We start from the raw sequence: 15966 nt of genomic DNA, 5'->3' as shown, positions 1-15966 counted from the left end.
CGCTGCCGTCAAGGCGCCCGGCTTCGGCGACCGCCGCAAGGCCATGCTGGAAGACATCGCCATCCTGACCGCGGGCACCGTCATCTCCGAAGATCTCGGCATCAAGCTTGAGAATGTGACGCTCAACATGCTCGGCCGGGCAAAAAAGATCACGGTCGAGAAGGAAAACACGACGATCATCGACGGCGTCGGTTCGAAGGAGGAAATTTCAGGCCGCATTGCCCAGCTCAAGGCCCAGATCGAAGAAACCACCTCCGACTATGACCGCGAGAAACTGCAGGAACGCCTTGCCAAGCTCGCCGGCGGTGTTGCCGTCATCCGCGTCGGCGGCTCGACAGAGGTCGAGGTGAAGGAGAAGAAGGATCGCGTCGACGACGCGCTGCATGCCACCCGCGCAGCGGTCGAGGAGGGCATCCTGCCAGGCGGCGGCGTGGCGCTGCTGCGCGCGGTCAAGGCGCTCGGCAACATCAAGACTGCCAATGACGACCAGCGGGTCGGCGTCGACATCGTCCGCCGTGCGCTCGAGGCCCCGGCTCGACAGATCGCCGAAAACGCCGGCGCCGAAGGCTCTATCATCGTCGGCAAGCTGCGCGAGAAGAGCGACTTCTCCTATGGCTGGAATGCTCAGACCGGCGAATTCGGCGATCTCTACGCGCAGGGCGTCATCGATCCGGCAAAGGTCGTTCGCACCGCGCTGCAGGATGCATCCTCCATCGCCGGCCTGCTGGTGACGACGGAAGCGATGATCGCCGAGAAGCCGAAGAAGGATGCTCCTCCGGCAATGCCGCCCGGCGCCGGTATGGACTTTTAAGTCAGGGTCTCAGGCTCGCCCGGACACGCCGGGCGGGCCTTTTCCGAGAGAATGAAGATGGTTCAAACGATCCTAAGCCGATCGCAGGTGCCGTTGGACTCCCGCGATCTCGAAACCTGCCAACGCGTCTTCGACAAGCTCAGCGCCGATTACGCAGTGGCAAGAGACAGCGACGAAGCCGAACGAATGGCGAGCATCATCATCGAGCTGTACCGACAGGGCGTGCGCGATCCCAATCATCTGCAGTCGATGGTTCAGGCGGCCCGCGGCCTGTTTGAGACGAACGGACGCCCAACTACGCCGGTGACTGCGCCGGCACGCAATCGATGACGAGCGCATCCCGCATCCGCTTCAGCTCATAGCCGAGATCATATCGGAAGGGCTGACGCCGAAGGCATGTCGCCTTCGGCGGCCGTGACGGGCCGGCAGCAATCCGAGCCGCTCCGCACGTTTCACGCCACAGCCGCGATCGTATCGCCGTCGTTCGGCAGCAGCCGTGCAACGGCGCTCAAAAGGTCGGTCTGCGATATCAGGCCGAGGATCCGGTGGTCGTCGTCGACGACGATGACGGCATGGGTGCGCCCGTCCGTCAGAACCGGCAGCAGCGACAGGGCGAGATCCGAAGCTCTTGCCACCGCCGGCTTGGAGATCGCGTGGGCGATCGTCTCGCCGCCCCCAAACAATTCGCGCAAGCCGACAGTGCCGATCAGACGGCCTTCCCGATCGTTCACCGGCAGGGTGCGGATATTATGCTTCAAAAGAAGATGTCGCGCGGCGTCCGGCTCGGACGTCTCGCCGATGGCGATCACATCACGCGACATGATATCGGCGCAGCTGATCTTGTCGTTCGATCGGATCGCCGCCTGCAGCTCGACCTGCTGCAGCAGTCTCCCGAGGTCCGCACGATCGATATCGAATGTTTCGTCGAGCGCTTCGAGGGCGGCATCGACATCCTCCTCGCGAAAGCCGACCCGCGCGGCGGATGGCGGATCGATCGTCTGGTGGGTGTTCTCCGCCGGCTTCGGCACGACATGCGGATAGTTCCGCCTTGAAAGCTTGTGGAACAGCAGCCCGAGCCCGACGAGAATACAGGAGTTCAAAGCGACGGGCACGAAGGGAAAGAGGAACCCCCACCCGGCAACGACGGGGCCGCCGAGCACGGCGGTCAATGCCGCAGCCCCTCCCGGCGGATGCAGGCATCGCGTGAACGACATTGCCCCGATGGCCAGCGAAACGCCGACGCCCGTCGCAATGATCGGATCACGAATGAAATACGCCGCAATAATCCCCATCAGGGCGGAAATTGTATTGCCGCCGACGATCGCCCATGGCTGCGCCAACGGGCTTGCCGGCACCGCGAAAAGCAGCACCGCCGACGCCCCCATCGGTGCGACGATCAGCGGAAGATGCGGCCCCTGACCGAACAGATAACCGCTGATGACGCCAGTGAGACCGATGCCCAGCAAGGCCCCGAAACAGGCGATCAATCGTTCTCTTAGCGTCGCGCCGGCCAGAATGGGCGAAAACAATCGAAAGCGGCGAAAACGGCTCGGCCTTACCTTCGGTGAAACGGGAAATTGCATGCGAAGACCAATTGAGTGAGGATTTTCTGGAGGTCGAGGACGAGACGCCGGAGCTAGTTTGCCGCCAGCCTGACATCTCTGCCTTTGGTTGCGCCAAGCACTTCATGAAAGGCACTGAAGGCGCTTGGGCAATCGTCCTTGCGGTAAACCAGCAGGGTCTCGACCGGCCCGAGCTGATGCGTTTGAACGGCAGTCGGCCAGTGCATGAGATCGAGAACGGACCTTGGCATCACACCCGCGGTATTTCCGGTCGCAACACTCGCCAGGATCGCATGATAGGAACCGTGCTCGATCGTCAGCAGGTCGCTCGATTTGCGCACCCAATCTTCGGCAATCCGGCGATAGGTGCAGCCGGGTTCCAAAGCCGCGAGCGACCCGACACGCAGGTCGGCCGCGGATTTGATGGCGGGATGCCCGGATGGCAGCACGATCAACAGATCTTCGATGAAGACCGTCTCCATCTCCAGCGCCTCGAGTTCGGCATCGAAATCCTTATCCTCGTCCCGCATCGCCTTCGGTGGGCGGGCAATAAGCGCGCAATCCAGCGCATCGGCCAGAACATCGCGGGCGAGATCGCGAGACGCGCCCATCGTCAGATGCAGCGACACGCCGGGCCACATCTGGTTGAATTGCGTCAACGCCGCCGGCAGCCGGCTTGCCGCCGTGCTCTCCATCGTGCCAACCCGCAATGTTCCCGATGGGGCAAGAGGCCGCACGGCCTGGCGCGCTTCGAGCGCCAGCGCCATCAGCCGATTCGCATAGGCGAGAAAGGTTTCGCCCTCCCGCGTCAGCGTCATCTTCTTCCCGTCACGGCTGAACAGGCAAGCGCCAAGGTCCTCCTCCAATTGCTGGATGCGCGTCGTCACATTCGACGGCACCCGCCCGACGGCCTTTGCAGCCTTCGTAACGCTGCGATCGCTGGCAACAGCGAGGAATATCTCGATTGACGAAAGGTCCAATAAAAATCTCTTTTCCGGAATTAAAGCGAGTCATCGTTCTCTATATAAAAATCATCACCCGAGCTCAAGCGGGTTTAGACACAGGCGCAAAAACCGGAATCGGGACAGCGTGAGGGCTCCCGGGCGCGACCTTCTCATAATGTCCGCGCCATCGGCAGGCCGGACAGCCAAGTGATTGCCGAAAAAAAGATCGAGACGCCACCGAAATAGCCACGCAAAGTCCGGGATCTGCCCCGCTACCGAGCGTTTTTCGGCTGGCATGGAGATTGCGTCTCTGTGCTGATCTGTAGAACGACCGGCGCCGACCATATGCTGCACCTTGTTTTGACCTGCCTTCTTCTAAGCGTCGCTTCAGGCCTGAGCATGCGGCGTTTTCTTCTGCCGTATTTTCCCGGCGGCGACCTCGCTGAGAAATCCGCTCCCGTAACGGTCGTCGCAAGCGCGGTCTTTCTGGCGGCAGTCGCCTTTACCATCTCCGACCAAAATCTCTGGGCCAAATCCGTCGTGCTGATGCTCTGCCTTTTGCTGGCGGCAATGTTCGACGACGCCCGCCCCAGTCTGACCATCGCGCTTTCTGCCATTAGCCTGGCGGCCTACCTCGGGCTGCGCTCGATCGGCTGAGCATAAATTGGCATCCTGTCCTGCCGATCGATGACACGGTGTTCTGGCTTGAGACCGTATACCGGTGGGAAACGGCGCAAGGCCTGTGGCAATATCGTTCCTTCCGACCCGAAGCCGAACATATCGAGGCTTCGGCCGCCATGCCCATTTATCCCGCGCTTAATTTCCGTCAGCCGAGCGCCTGGCTGACCAGCGCATAGGTTTTCGGCCGATGCCCCACGTGACCTCCCGGAATTGGAAGCCAAGGGTCGCCCAGCGACATGGTTGTCACGAAGTCAAAGACAGCAAGGCCACAGCGGGAGAGAAAATCGGCGAATATTCCGGCTTTCTCGCGCGTATCGAGGCGCAGGAATGACCCCGCATGCTCGAGCGCATGCGGATGAACGACGGCAATTGCGTCTGCGTCACTGACCGCCACCACCGGGCCGACGACATGGCCGCGCCCGAACCTTCGGCAAAGCGAGAAGGCCTCGATCCGGCCGGCGCGAACCAATACGACGCCCTTGGAATGTGCCATGAGCCGTGTCAGAAGCAGCGTGCGGTCCGTGCCGAAGGCAACGCGATCCAGTTCCGCGATCGCCTCCAGATCTTCAGCTTCTACGGGCCGTATCGCGGCACCGGCCGGCAGTTCCACATTCTGCGGCACAGTCGCTTCGCCCTGGCATTGAAACACGGGCGCCTCACCGACAAAATCCAAGGCCAGATAAAGGCGTCGCGCCGCCCGCGTCGCGTTCAGCCCAAGATTTCTTCCCGCAACCTGGTCGAGCGCATGGCCCATCAGCCACTGCCCGGCGCCATTGGCCTGCAGGCGCGGCGAGGTGATCACCATACCGATCGTGGCGAACCGGCCATCATAGGGAAACCACATCGCAGAGCCCAGGATGCGGCCGATTTCATCGATGGCCGCAATGCCCTGCCCGAATTCGCGCAGGAATTGCCAGTCTTCACGGCGGTGTGGCCAGGCGACGGACATCGAAAGCGCATGCAGTTTGTCGAGATCGACGCTGTCGATCCCGGTTATGCGCGTTTCGAAACTATCGACCAACCTGGATTCGGATGTCAGTGCACTCACTCCCGCCCTCCTGCGGCGTTGTCCGGCCAACCCTTAGGGAAAGCTGCGCCCGGAAGTTCCTTCGTCGAGATTAGGACGGATTGCGCGATACAATTCACTGGCGAAGCCCGTGCAAACACAACAATCGTCCAAATCCGATGCAGTTTCGGCAAATAAAGCCTGGGCAAGTCCCTACAGTCATTGACAGACCCCACCGCCGGCTGCGCCGTTGCCCGCGAGTGGGCCGGTGCAACTCTATATCCCGCGATGCGAGGACGCACATGCAGGCAGTTGAAATCCTCGAAAGGTTGGTCGGCTTTCCCTCGGTCGTCGGCACGCCGAACGGCGAGATCGTTGGGTGGATCAGGCATTACCTGCAAAGCCACGGTATTGTCGCCACGGAGATTGCCGGCCCCGAGGGCGACCGGTCGAACCTCTTCGTAACGATCGGCCCAAGCGAGACGCCGGGCTACATCCTCTCCGGCCATATGGACGTCGTTCCCGCCGCGGAAGGCGGGTGGAGCAGCGATCCGTTCCGTCTCCGCGCCGAAGCGGACCGCCTCTACGGTCGCGGAACCACCGACATGAAGGGCTTTCTCGCCGTCGTGCTTGCCGCCGTCCCCGCACTCGCGGCGGCGCGCCTCCGCCGGCCCATCCACCTCGCTTTTTCCTACGATGAGGAGGCAGGCTGCCGCGGCGTTCCGCACATGATCGCGCGCCTGCCTGAGCTCTGTGCACATCCGCTCGGCGCGATTATTGGCGAACCGAGCGGCATGCGGGCGATCCGCGCACACAAGGGCAAGGCCGCCGCTCGGCTGACTGTCAGGGGCCGCTCCGGCCACTCCTCCCGCCCGGACCAGGGACTAAATGCCATTCACGCCATGACCGAGGTCTTAGCTTGCGCCAGCGCCGAAGCCGAGCGGCTGACGCAGGGTGCGTTCGATCCTGTGTTCGAACCGCCCTATTCCTCGCTTCAGGTCGGCACATTGAAGGGCGGCCAGGCGATCAACATCATTCCCGATAGCTGCGAAGCCGAGTTCGAGGCCAGGGCTATTTCTGGAATCGACCCGGCCACGCTGCTGGCGCCGCTGCGAGTGATGGCCGAGGCGCTGCCGCAACGCGGCTTTCAGTCGGAATGGCGCGAACTCAGCGCCTATCCGGCGCTGTCGCTTGCAGCCGATGCGCCGCTTGCTCACTTGCTTGGCGAACTCACTGGTATCGAGCCGCTCGCCGCCGTCAGCTACGGCACGGAAGCCGGCCTTTTTCAGCGCGCCGGCATGGATGCGATCATCTGCGGCCCGGGCGATATCGCCCGTGCTCACCGACCGGACGAATTCATCCTAGCGAGCGAGCTCCTGGCCTGCCAGGGCATGATCGAGGCACTCGCCCGACGTTGCACCGCCTGACATCAGATCAAGGAGCCGTTGCGATGACCTTTCTCTTCAATTCCGATGCGAAGCGCGGCGCGATATTCGCCGACGCCTTCGCGCGCGAGCTGCCCGACATGGCCTTCGCCATGGATCCGGCTTCGGTCGAACCGGAGGCTGTGCGCTACCTGATCACCTGGACCGTGCCGGATGATCTCGCCCGCTACCGCAACCTCGAAATCCTGTTTTCGATCGGCGCCGGCATCGACCAGTTCCGCATCGACGCCGTGCCTGCGCAGGTCAAGGTGGTGCGGATGGTAGAGGACGGCATCGTCAGAATGATGCAGGAATATGTGACGCTGGCCGTCCTCGCGCTCCATCGCGATCTGCCGGCCTATCTCGACCAGCAGCGCCGCGGGATCTGGCAACCGATCGCAGCCGTTCAGGCGGCGCAACGCCGCATCGGCGTGCTCGGGCTCGGCATGCTCGGAAGCGCAGTGCTTGAGAGTTTGCGTCCTTTCGGCTTTCCGATGTCCGGCTGGAGCCGCACCCCGCGCGCGATCGACGGCGTTCGGTGCCTCAGCGGCGGCGAGGGGCTCGAGACCCTGCTTGCCACCACCGATATTCTCGTCTGCATGCTGCCGCTGACCGAGGAGACGCGCGGCTTGCTGGATGCCGAGCTCTTCGCCAGGCTTCCGATGGGGGCCGCACTCGTTCATGTCGGTCGCGGCGCCCAGCTCGATCACCAGGCGCTCGTCGCAGCCCTTGACGCCGGACATCTCTCCGGCGCCGTCGTCGATGTTACCGATCCGGAGCCGCTGCCATCCGGCCACGCCTTCTGGAGCCATCCCAAGATTTTACTGACGCCGCATATTGCCAGCGTCACCCAAGCCGAAACCGCTGCGGCCGCCGTGATCGGCAACATCAAACGGCACCGGGCGGGCCTCGACCCGATCGGGCTGATCGATCGCAGCCGCGGCTACTGATCATCTCACCAACCATCCACACCTCGAAAGGAAAGTCATGTCCCTGCTTAAGACAATCGACACCAACCCGTCCCATGCGCCGCGTGAGTCCGGCCCCCTACCAGAGCGTCTGATCGCGGGCAACCCCACCTTCAAGACCTGGGCGCAGGATGTTGCTCGCGCAGACACCGTTCATACCGGCGTATGGGAGGCAACGCCCGGCGAGACCCGTTCGATCAAGGGCGAGACCTTCGAGTTCTGCCATATCCTTTCCGGCCTGGTCGAACTCACGCCGGAAGGCGGAGAACCGGTGGTCTATAAGGCTGGCGACAGTTTTGTCATGAAGCCGGGTTTCGTCGGCGTCTGGAAGACGCTCGAGACGGTGCGCAAGATTTACGTGACCGTGACGTGACGCCGTAGAATTAACTGATGGTGGCGGCGAAAACGCAATTTTTCGCCGCCCCGGCACCGCCGGTCGATGCATGCTGCTCGCTTTCCCCAGCTAGGCTTACCTCAGCTCATGCCGAGGATACGCAATGACACTCAGCTTCGATCCGAACTCGATTTCCCTGCCCATGGGGCATTTCATCGGCGGCCGGCTGGTTCCGGCCGAAGCCGTCATCGATATGCACCGGCCGTCCGACGGCAAGGCCTATGCCGGCTGTCCGCTTGCCGACGCAGCCCTCGTCGACCAAGCCGTGGAGACGGCAAGGGGGGCGTTAGATAGAAGCAATTGGGGTGGTGTGCGGCCGCGCGAGCGCACCAAGGCGCTGCAGCGCTGGGCAGATCTGATCGAAGCCGAGGCGGAGACACTTGCCAGGCTTGAGGCCCTCTCCTCGACCCGACCGGTCGGCCATCTCGTCGCCGGCGATATCGCCGTCACCGCCGAGCAGATCCGCTTCTTTGCCGAATTCGCCGACAAGGAAGGCGGCGATCTCGTCCCGACCGACGACACGAATTTCGGCATGATCGTGACGGAACCCTATGGCGTCGTCGGCGCCATCACACCCTGGAATTTCCCCTTGTCAATGGCGGGCTGGAAGCTTGGCCCGGCGCTGGCGGCGGGCAATGCGGTGGTGCTGAAACCTTCGGAGATGACGCCATTTTCGACACTCTATCTTGCCGAGCTTTCGGTGCGCGCCGGCCTGCCCGCCGGCCTCGTCAACGTCGTGCTGGGTGACGGGCCGATCACCGGAACCGCCATCACCGGACATCCGGGAATTTCCAAGGTCAGCTTCACCGGTTCGACCGCGGCTGGCGCGGCGATCATGGCCAATATTGCCAGGACGGGCGTGAAGCCGATGACGCTGGAGCTCGGCGGCAAGAGCCCGCAGCTGGTCTTCGCGGATGCCGATCTTGATCTTGCGGCAGGCGCCATCGCCGCCAGCATCTTGTCCAATGCCGGCCAGGCCTGCATATGCGGATCTCGTCTCATCGTCGACGCGAAGGTGGCGGACGCGCTCGCAGCGGCACTGCTTTCCAGACTGGCGGCAATCCGACCAGGGCCGACCTGGGAGGAAACGACCGATTATTCACCCGTTATCTCCGAACGCCAGATCGCCCGTATGGACGGCATCATCCGCGCCGCCATCGATGGCGGCGCCGAATGCCTCACCGGCGGCCGCCGGCTCGATCGTGAGGGATATTTCTACGCGCCAACGCTGATTTCGGGAGTGACGGCAACATCGCCCGCGGTTCTCGAGGAAATCTTTGGACCTGTCCTGACGATCCAGACCTTCGAGGATGAAGAGGAGGCGCTGCGGCTGGCCGACCACCCATCCTATGGGCTGGCGGCGGGCCTCTTTACCCGTGATCTCTCGCGGGCGATCCGCCTCACCCGGCGCCTGCAGGCCGGCACCGTCTGGGTCAACCGTTACGGCAGGTCGCGCGACCATATCCTGCCGACCGGCGGTTACAAGCAGTCCGGCATCGGCAAGGACCTCGGCCGCGAAGCCTATCACGCCAACCGCAAGAGCAAGAGCGTGCTCATCAGCCTTTAAGGAGCTCACATGAAGACTTACAGGATTGCCCTTCTGCCGGGAGACGGCGTCGGCCGCGACGTGACCGATGCTGCCTGGGCCGTGCTCGAAAAGGCAGCCGGAGCGAGCGGTGTTTCTCTTGAAGCGACCCGCTACCCCTGGTCCTGCGACTATTATCTCGAAAACGGTAGCATGATGCCGGCCGACGGTATCGAGACGCTGAGGTCCTTCGACGCCATCCTGCTCGGCGCCGTCGGCTGGCCCAGCAAGGTGCCGGATTCCGTGTCCCTGCATGGGCTGCTGCTGCCCATCCGCAAGGCTTTTGTACAATATGCCAACATCCGCCCGCACAAGCTGCTGCCCGGCGTGCAGGGACCGCTGCGGTCGCAAGACTTCGATATCCTGTGCATCCGTGAAAACACCGAGGGCGAATATTCCGGCGCCGGCGGCCGCATCCATCAGGGCACCGACAGCGAGGTGGCGGTGGAAACCTCGATCTTTACCCGAAAGGGGGTCGAACGAATCCTGCGTTTCGGCTTCGAGCAGGCGCGTGTGCGGCGCGGCAAACTCGCGTCGGTGACCAAGTCCAACGCGCAGAAATATTCGATGGTCTTCTGGGACGAGATCACCCACAGGCTCTCGGCGGAATATCCGGATGTCGAAGTCACGAGCTACCATATCGACGCCATGGCCGCCCGCATGGTCATGGCGCCTGATAGTCTCGATGTCGTGGTCGCATCTAATCTGTTCGGCGACATTCTGACCGATCTTGGCGCCGCCATCCAAGGCGGGCTCGGCTTTGCGGCATCCGCCAACATCAATCCTGATCGCCAGGCGCCGTCCATGTTCGAACCCGTCCACGGCTCCGCGCCCGACATCGCTCATCTCGGAATCGCCAATCCGATCGCAGCCATCTGGTCGGGCGCAATGATGCTGGAACACCTCGGAGAGGCGACCGCCGCCGGCAGGGTAATGGCCGCCATCGAGGCGACGACGGCGCGCGGCATCGGCGCCGTTCCCGGCACTGACAAGACGGAGGCGATCACGGCATCGGTGCTTTCGGCACTCGGCTAGAGCACGTCGCAAAAAACACGCCGCGGCTTTGCGCCCGAATTTGTGGAGGTATTTATGAAAGAGGACAAGATGAACGGATTGAGGGATGCAAGCCTGCTGCGTCAGCAGGGGCTCATCGACGGAGAATGGTGCGGGGGCGCAGCCGGGCGCACGATCGAGGTGATCGATCCGGCGACGCAGCATGTGCTGGGCAGCGTGCCCGACATGGACGGAGCCGACACACGGGCCGCTATCGTGGCGGCGGAAAAAGCGTTTGGTCCATGGCGGGCAAAGACCCATGCCGAGCGCGCCGCCCTGCTCGAAGCCTGGCACGACCTGATGCTCGACAATATCGAGGACCTGGCACTGATCCTGACGACGGAACAGGGCAAGCCGCTGACGGAAGCGCGGGGCGAAATCCGCTACGGCGCCTCATTCATCAAATGGTTTTCCGAGGAAGCGCGCCGCATTGGCGGAACGACCATCCCCTCGCCTATCGCGGACCGGCGGATCGTTGTTCTCAAGGAGCCCGTCGGCGTATCGGCGATCATCACGCCGTGGAATTTTCCCAATGCGATGATCACCCGCAAGGTGGGGCCTGCGCTTGCGGCCGGTTGCACGGTGGTCATCAAGCCATCGGAGCTGACCCCCTTCTCGGCACTGGCGCTGGCCGTACTGGCGGAGCGCGCCGGCATCCCCAAGGGGGTGATCAACATCGTTACCGGCATGCCGGCCGCAATCGGCGACGAACTGATGACGAACCAGACCGTCCGCAAGATCTCTTTCACCGGCTCGACCCGCGTCGGTTCGCTGTTGATGCGGGGTGCCGCTGACAGCATCAAGCGGCTCAGTCTCGAACTCGGCGGCAACGCGCCTTTCATCGTGTTCGACGATGCCGATCTCGACCTTGCCGTAGAGGGCGCCATCGCGTCCAAATTCCGAAATGGCGGTCAGACCTGCGTCTGCGCCAATCGTCTTCTCGTCCAGTCCGGCGTCTACGATGCCTTTGCCGCCAAGCTCGGCGCGCGCGTGTCTGCTATGAAGGTCGGGGCAGGCACGGAGGCCGGAACGGATATCGGGCCAATGATCAACAAGGCAGCGATCGAGAAGATCAAGCGTCACGTGGACGATGCGGTAGCAAAGGGAGCCAAGATCCTCGCCACCGCCGGCTCTATGCCGGGCGGCGATCAATATGCGGCGCCGATGGTGCTTGGCGGCGCGACGACCGACATGCAGCTTGCCAGCGAAGAGACATTCGGACCGGTTGCCCCGCTGTTTCGGTTCGACACCGAGGAAGAGGCGATCCGCATTGCAAATTCCACCCCCTACGGCCTTGCCGCCTATTTCTACACCGAGAGCCTGAAACGATCCTGGCGGGTGGGCGAAGCGCTCGAGTTCGGCATGATCGGGCTGAACACGGGCGCCATCTCGACCGAAGTCGCTCCGTTCGGCGGCGTCAAGCAATCCGGCCTCGGGCGCGAGGGCGCACAATGCGGCATTGAGGAATATCTGGAAATGAAGAGCTTCCACATCGGCGGTCTCTCCTGACCGACAGCAAAAACAAAGGGGCGCCGGGAGTTCATTCCGGCGCCCTTCCTAAACGCTATCGCAAGCCACGGATCTTTGGATTCTGCCTGTCACCCCCTGCTGCAAGATTTTGCGACACAGGTGCGAGAATGACTGAGCCGCTCTCGCCACGCCGCGCTTACATGAAGCGATCAAGTGTCTTGTAGTAGAGCCCGACGACCGGCAGGAACCACGGCTTGCCGAAATGGCCGGGAACGGCAGGCCAATCGAGCCCCTTTACCGGATTGCGGTCCGCCTTGCCCATGATGGCGTCGGCGATGATCATGCCGAGGTGGGTGGAGAGCTGGGCGCCGTGGCCGGAATAGCCCATCGCGTACCACACGCCATCGACGTAACCGGCGCGCGGATAGCGGTCCTTCGTCATGTCGACGAGCCCGCCCCAGCAATAATCGATCTCGACGCCGGCAAGTTGCGGGAAGATTTCAGCCAGGCCGGCGCGCAGGATATCGCCACTCTTTGCATCCGACCGCTGATCAGACGTGGCGGAAAAGCGTGCGCGGCCGCCGAAGATCAGCCGCTTGTCCGGCGATAGCCGGAAATAGTTGCCGATGTTCATCGAGGTGACGCAGGTCCGGTTTCCCGGCATCGTCGCTGCGATTTCGGCGTCGCTCAACGGACGGGTAGCGAGCAGGAAGCTGCCGACGGAAATGATCCGGCGGCGGAAATAGCCGAAGAGCGACGGCGTGTAGGCGCCTGTAGCGACCAACACGTGGTCGGCCGTGACGGTGCCCCGCCCCGTCTCAAGGCTGTGGCGCCCATTGCCCTGTTTGTGTTCGGTCACGGCAGCCTTTTCGAAGATGACGGCGCCGTGGCGGACGGCCGCGGCGGCGAGTCCGGCGACATAGCGGCCCATATGCATCATCGCGCTCTTTTTCGAGAGCATGGCGCCATGGAAGGGCGAGCCAACCTCACTCTTCAAGTCATTCGCCGAAAGAAGCGCCGTCTCCGGATCGACCTCTCTATGCACAGCCTCGAAGTTGCGGGCAATGGCATCGAAATGCTGAGGCTTGGAGGCAAGCTTGAGCTTTCCCGCGCGACGGAAATTGCAATCGATGCCCTCCTCGGTGACGATCGCCTCGATCGTATCGATGGACTCATCGAACGCCCGATAGAGCGCCATAGCCTTCTCCGCGCCGAGCGCTGACTTCGCGGACAGGAAGCTGTGAGCCAGTCCGTTGTTGAGGTGGCCGCCATTGCGCCCTGATGCCCCCCAGCCCATCCGCTCGGCCTCGAGCACGACGACCTTGACGCCGGCTTTAGCAAGCTGGCGCGCCGCTGCAAGCCCGGTAAAGCCTGCGCCGATCACGGCGACATCATAATGTCCTTCGACAGGACCTTGAGCCGCATCGGCAAAAGCACGCGCTGTGTCGTGCCAGTAGGACTGGAACTGCATCCTCTTATCTCGTCAGAGGCCGACAACGCCAGGCAAGCCGGAGATGTCGGGAATCTCGACATAGCCGTAATAGGGATTTGCCGGCTCGTGACCGCGATTGACCCAGACCTTGTTCTTGATGCCGAGATCGTGGGCCGACATCAGATCATAGCGGAAGGAGGACGAGCAATGCAGCACGTCCTCTGGTCCGCAGCCGAGCATGTCGAACATGTATTCGAAAGCCTGGAAGCGCGGCTTATAAGCATTGGCCTGCTGAGCGGTATAAACCGCGTGGAAGGGCGCGCCGAGCTTTTCGACATTCGACATGATCTGGGAGTTCATGGCGTTGGACAGGATCACCAAAGGAATTTCCTTGGCAACTCTGGCAAGGCCCTCGGGTACGTCCCGATGCGGCCCCCAGGTGGGAACACGCTCGTAAACCATTTGCGCTGCTTCGTCGCGAAACGTGACGCCGTTGCGCTTGCATGTCCGCTCGAGCGAGTTGTGCACCACCTCGGCGTAGGGCTTCCAGGCGCCCATGATCTCGTCCAGACGATAGGCGGCGAAATTCCTGACGAACTCCGCCATGCGCGGCTCCTCCAGTTGATCGCCGTAGAGGTCGCGCGCCGCTTCCGCCATCTGGAAGTTGGTCAGCGTGCCGTAGCAATCGAAGGTGATGTATTTCGGGCGGAACGTCGTCATCTGCGTATCCTTGAATGATTGGAACCGGGATGTTTCACAATCATAGGCACCGCTTTATCCGTGGCTTATCCGAATTGGCGGCATCCGAAGCAGAATCTATCGTATCGAAAGCGGCGTTTGGCAGAAGGTTGCGCGCCGCTCGGGTTCAGTCGTGATCGTGGTCATGATGCGACGGAAGATCGAGGCCGAAGGTATGGACGAGATCGGCCACCTCGGCCGGGCTGAGGAAACGGGGATTGAGGTTGCGCAACAGCAGATAGAGCTTCGCCGTTTCCTCCAGTTCCTCGGTCGCGAAGACCGCCGCCTCCAGGCTGTCACCGGCGACAACAGGTCCATGATTGGCGAGAAGCACCGACGAATATCTGCCTGCCAGTCCCCGGATTGCGTCAGCCACCGCCGGATCCCCAGGACGATAATACGGCACCAAGGCCGTTTGACCGGCGCGCATGAGATAATATGGCGTCATCGGCGGCAGGGCGGCACGCGGATCGATCTCCGGCAGCATGGTCAGCGCCACCGCATGGGTGGAGTGAAGATGGACAATGGCGCGGGCACTGCCGCGTGTATCGTAGAGGGCAGTGTGAAGCGGGATTTCCTTGGTCGGCTTGTCGCCGGACAGCAAACGGCCTTGCGCATCGAGCCTGGAGAGCCGGGCCGGGTCGAGAAAACCGAGCGAGGCGTTGGTCGGCGTCACCAGCCAGCCGCCGTCCTCCAGCCGCAACGATATATTGCCGGACGAACCGGGCGTCAGCCCGCGCTCGAACAGCGAGCGAGCGTATAGGCAGATTTCCTCACGCAGGCGCGCGTCGGACATGGCGGTTCCTCCAGGTTACGCAGTTGCCCCTTCGATCAGTTCAAAACCGAGATCGATGGCCTGCGGCGGCGCGTTGGCGATGACCAGCTCAGCGGCGATCTGCCCCGTCGCCACACGCGGCGTGCGGATGGTCGATAAGGGTTGCGGTATTGCCCGGCCGATATCGAGGCCGTTATAGCCGAATATAGCGAGCTGCGAGGGGATGGCGATCCCTTGAGCGAGACAATGAAAATAACCACCGAGCGCCATGTCATCGTTGGAAAAGTAGACCGCATCGAGGCCGGTCGCTCGTGCGAGCAGTCGCTCCAGTCCCTGCTTGCCGTTTTCGACCGAGGAAGCGTCCGCGAGGATTTCCTGGGCGATGAGGGGGGTGCCGTTGGCTTCAAGAGTTTCACAAAAGCTCAAGAACCGTTTGCCGGCGCGGGTGTCGCGGTCCAGGTCGTGACCGACATAACCGATCCGCCGGTAGCCCCGCCTGAGCAGGAAGGCAGCGCTCTCCCGCCCGGCCGCGCGGTTCGAGAAGCCGACCGCGATATCGAGGGCATCGCCATCCAGATCGAGCAGTTCGACGACCCGGCATCCGCTGGCGCGCAGCATCTTCGCCGTACCGTCGGTGTGCTCGTAGCCCGCCAGCATCACTGCCGCCGGGCGCCAGGCAAGCATGGCGGTTGCGAGAGCCTCCTCCTTGCCCGGATCATAGTCCGTGACCGAAAAGACCGCCTGATAGCGATTTTCTTCGAGAACGGCACCCGCTCCGCGCAGCACGTCGGAAAATACGATGTTAGACAGCGAGGGAATGACGAAGGCGACAAGGCGCGAACCGGTGGAGGCAAGCGTTCCGGCGATCCGGTTCGGGACATAGCCCAGCCGCTCGACGGCAGCCATTACCCGCTCCCGCGTTCTGCCAGAAAACGATCCGTGATTGCGCAGCACGCGCGACACCGTGCTCTCGCCGACGCCGGCTGCTTGCGCGACCTCTGCAAGGGTCACCGTCGCCTGATTTTTGAATTCCATCGTCAATTTTGAACCCGGCATCTGAAGCGCGAAACTATCCTCGGGACGCCTCGCTGCGACAGCCATTTTTCATCACTTCCGACCAGAA

At 62.6% G+C, this 15966-nt stretch carries 17 protein-coding genes; 10 read left to right on the top strand and 7 right to left on the bottom strand.

Going from position 1 to position 15966, the window contains the following annotated elements; genetic code table 11:
- Positions 1-811, top strand: an 811-nt coding sequence (gene groEL / locus AC13QO_RS28930) for a chaperonin GroEL (RefSeq protein WP_488542638.1), incomplete at its 5' end; no start/stop codon positions are given.
- A gap of 57 nt (positions 812-868) precedes the next feature.
- A complete protein-coding gene (locus AC13QO_RS28925; protein WP_085782065.1) occupies positions 869-1141 on the top strand; it encodes a hypothetical protein in 273 nt (90 codons plus the stop codon).
- Between the two features lie 122 nt (positions 1142-1263).
- On the opposite strand, the gene AC13QO_RS28920 is transcribed toward AC13QO_RS28925, so the two are convergent.
- Together AC13QO_RS28920 and AC13QO_RS28915 are read right to left on the bottom strand one after the other, a co-directional pair.
- Positions 1264-2394, bottom strand: a complete 1131-nt coding sequence (locus AC13QO_RS28920; RefSeq protein ID WP_488542637.1) for an HPP family protein — start codon at positions 2392-2394, stop codon at positions 1264-1266.
- 53 nt (positions 2395-2447) lie between these two features.
- Entirely contained in the window at positions 2448-3353 is a 906-nt protein-coding gene (locus AC13QO_RS28915) for a LysR substrate-binding domain-containing protein (RefSeq protein WP_488542636.1), read from the bottom strand.
- A 309-nt stretch (positions 3354-3662) separates the two neighbouring features.
- Between AC13QO_RS28915 and AC13QO_RS28910 the strand changes: the two genes are divergently transcribed.
- Together AC13QO_RS28910 and AC13QO_RS28905 are read left to right on the top strand one after the other, a co-directional pair.
- A complete protein-coding gene (locus AC13QO_RS28910) occupies positions 3663-3974 on the top strand; it encodes a hypothetical protein (RefSeq protein ID WP_434714411.1) in 312 nt (103 codons plus the stop codon).
- Entirely contained in the window at positions 3971-4174 is a 204-nt protein-coding gene (locus tag AC13QO_RS28905; protein ID WP_488542640.1) for a hypothetical protein, read from the top strand. Before AC13QO_RS28910 ends, AC13QO_RS28905 begins: the two co-directional genes overlap by 4 nt.
- Here the strand turns inward: AC13QO_RS28905 and AC13QO_RS28900 are convergent.
- Positions 4144-5046, bottom strand: coding sequence for a GNAT family N-acetyltransferase (locus AC13QO_RS28900; protein WP_488542635.1), 903 nt, complete (start codon positions 5044-5046; stop codon positions 4144-4146). The two genes, AC13QO_RS28905 and AC13QO_RS28900, sit on opposite strands and share 31 nt — an antisense overlap.
- A gap of 260 nt (positions 5047-5306) precedes the next feature.
- Between AC13QO_RS28900 and argE the strand changes: the two genes are divergently transcribed.
- The 6 genes from argE (at position 5307) to AC13QO_RS28870 (ending at position 11937) form a co-directional block, all read left to right on the top strand.
- Positions 5307-6431, top strand: a complete 1125-nt coding sequence (gene argE, locus AC13QO_RS28895; protein WP_488542634.1) for an acetylornithine deacetylase — start codon at positions 5307-5309, stop codon at positions 6429-6431.
- 23 nt (positions 6432-6454) lie between these two features.
- Positions 6455-7378: a 2-hydroxyacid dehydrogenase gene (locus tag AC13QO_RS28890; RefSeq protein ID WP_488542633.1), complete on the top strand. Its 924-nt coding sequence runs from the start codon at positions 6455-6457 to the stop codon at positions 7376-7378.
- Between the two features lie 37 nt (positions 7379-7415).
- Positions 7416-7769 (top strand): cupin domain-containing protein, encoded by a 354-nt coding sequence (locus tag AC13QO_RS28885; protein ID WP_085781743.1) that lies wholly within the window; start codon positions 7416-7418, stop codon positions 7767-7769.
- A gap of 124 nt (positions 7770-7893) precedes the next feature.
- Positions 7894-9357, top strand: coding sequence for an aldehyde dehydrogenase family protein (locus tag AC13QO_RS28880; protein WP_488542632.1), 1464 nt, complete (start codon positions 7894-7896; stop codon positions 9355-9357).
- 9 nt (positions 9358-9366) lie between these two features.
- Positions 9367-10410, top strand: a complete 1044-nt coding sequence (locus AC13QO_RS28875; protein WP_488542631.1) for a tartrate dehydrogenase — start codon at positions 9367-9369, stop codon at positions 10408-10410.
- A gap of 69 nt (positions 10411-10479) precedes the next feature.
- Positions 10480-11937, top strand: a complete 1458-nt coding sequence (locus tag AC13QO_RS28870; protein WP_488542639.1) for an NAD-dependent succinate-semialdehyde dehydrogenase — start codon at positions 10480-10482, stop codon at positions 11935-11937.
- Positions 11938-12094: 157 nt separating this feature from the next.
- Here AC13QO_RS28870 and AC13QO_RS28865 read toward each other — a convergent pair whose 3' ends face one another.
- From AC13QO_RS28865 to AC13QO_RS28850, 4 genes are all read right to left on the bottom strand, one after another.
- Positions 12095-13369: an NAD(P)/FAD-dependent oxidoreductase gene (locus tag AC13QO_RS28865; protein ID WP_488542630.1), complete on the bottom strand. Its 1275-nt coding sequence runs from the start codon at positions 13367-13369 to the stop codon at positions 12095-12097.
- A 12-nt stretch (positions 13370-13381) separates the two neighbouring features.
- Positions 13382-14050: a haloacid dehalogenase type II gene (locus tag AC13QO_RS28860; protein WP_285194594.1), complete on the bottom strand. Its 669-nt coding sequence runs from the start codon at positions 14048-14050 to the stop codon at positions 13382-13384.
- A gap of 145 nt (positions 14051-14195) precedes the next feature.
- Complete coding sequence (otnC, locus tag AC13QO_RS28855; RefSeq protein WP_488542629.1) at positions 14196-14864, bottom strand: 3-oxo-tetronate 4-phosphate decarboxylase; 669 nt, start codon at positions 14862-14864, stop codon at positions 14196-14198.
- A 15-nt stretch (positions 14865-14879) separates the two neighbouring features.
- A complete protein-coding gene (locus AC13QO_RS28850) occupies positions 14880-15878 on the bottom strand; it encodes a LacI family DNA-binding transcriptional regulator (protein ID WP_488542628.1) in 999 nt (332 codons plus the stop codon).
- Between the last annotated feature and the right edge of the window lie 88 nt (positions 15879-15966).

This window comes from Rhizobium sp. CNPSo 3670 (assembly GCF_057784555.1).
This window is presented reverse-complemented; position numbering and strand designations above follow the sequence as displayed.

Bases quoted from the DNA above. Each gene is read 5' to 3' on its own strand.
- AC13QO_RS28880 (WP_488542632.1), top strand. From the start codon at position 7,894: ATGACACTCAGCTTCGATCCGAACTCGATTTCCCTGCCCATGGGGCAT.
- AC13QO_RS28925 (WP_085782065.1), top strand. From the start codon at position 869: ATGGTTCAAACGATCCTAAGCCGATCGCAGGTGCCGTTGGACTCCCGC.
- AC13QO_RS28890 (WP_488542633.1), top strand. From the start codon at position 6,455: ATGACCTTTCTCTTCAATTCCGATGCGAAGCGCGGCGCGATATTCGCC.
- AC13QO_RS28865 (WP_488542630.1), bottom strand. From the start codon at position 13,369: ATGCAGTTCCAGTCCTACTGGCACGACACAGCGCGTGCTTTTGCCGAT.
- AC13QO_RS28860 (WP_285194594.1), bottom strand. From the start codon at position 14,050: ATGACGACGTTCCGCCCGAAATACATCACCTTCGATTGCTACGGCACG.
- AC13QO_RS28920 (WP_488542637.1), bottom strand. From the start codon at position 2,394: ATGCAATTTCCCGTTTCACCGAAGGTAAGGCCGAGCCGTTTTCGCCGC.
- AC13QO_RS28885 (WP_085781743.1), top strand. From the start codon at position 7,416: ATGTCCCTGCTTAAGACAATCGACACCAACCCGTCCCATGCGCCGCGT.
- otnC (WP_488542629.1), bottom strand. From the start codon at position 14,864: ATGTCCGACGCGCGCCTGCGTGAGGAAATCTGCCTATACGCTCGCTCG.
- AC13QO_RS28875 (WP_488542631.1), top strand. From the start codon at position 9,367: ATGAAGACTTACAGGATTGCCCTTCTGCCGGGAGACGGCGTCGGCCGC.
- AC13QO_RS28910 (WP_434714411.1), top strand. From the start codon at position 3,663: ATGCTGCACCTTGTTTTGACCTGCCTTCTTCTAAGCGTCGCTTCAGGC.
- argE (WP_488542634.1), top strand. From the start codon at position 5,307: ATGCAGGCAGTTGAAATCCTCGAAAGGTTGGTCGGCTTTCCCTCGGTC.
- AC13QO_RS28870 (WP_488542639.1), top strand. From the start codon at position 10,480: ATGAACGGATTGAGGGATGCAAGCCTGCTGCGTCAGCAGGGGCTCATC.
- AC13QO_RS28850 (WP_488542628.1), bottom strand. From the start codon at position 15,878: ATGGAATTCAAAAATCAGGCGACGGTGACCCTTGCAGAGGTCGCGCAA.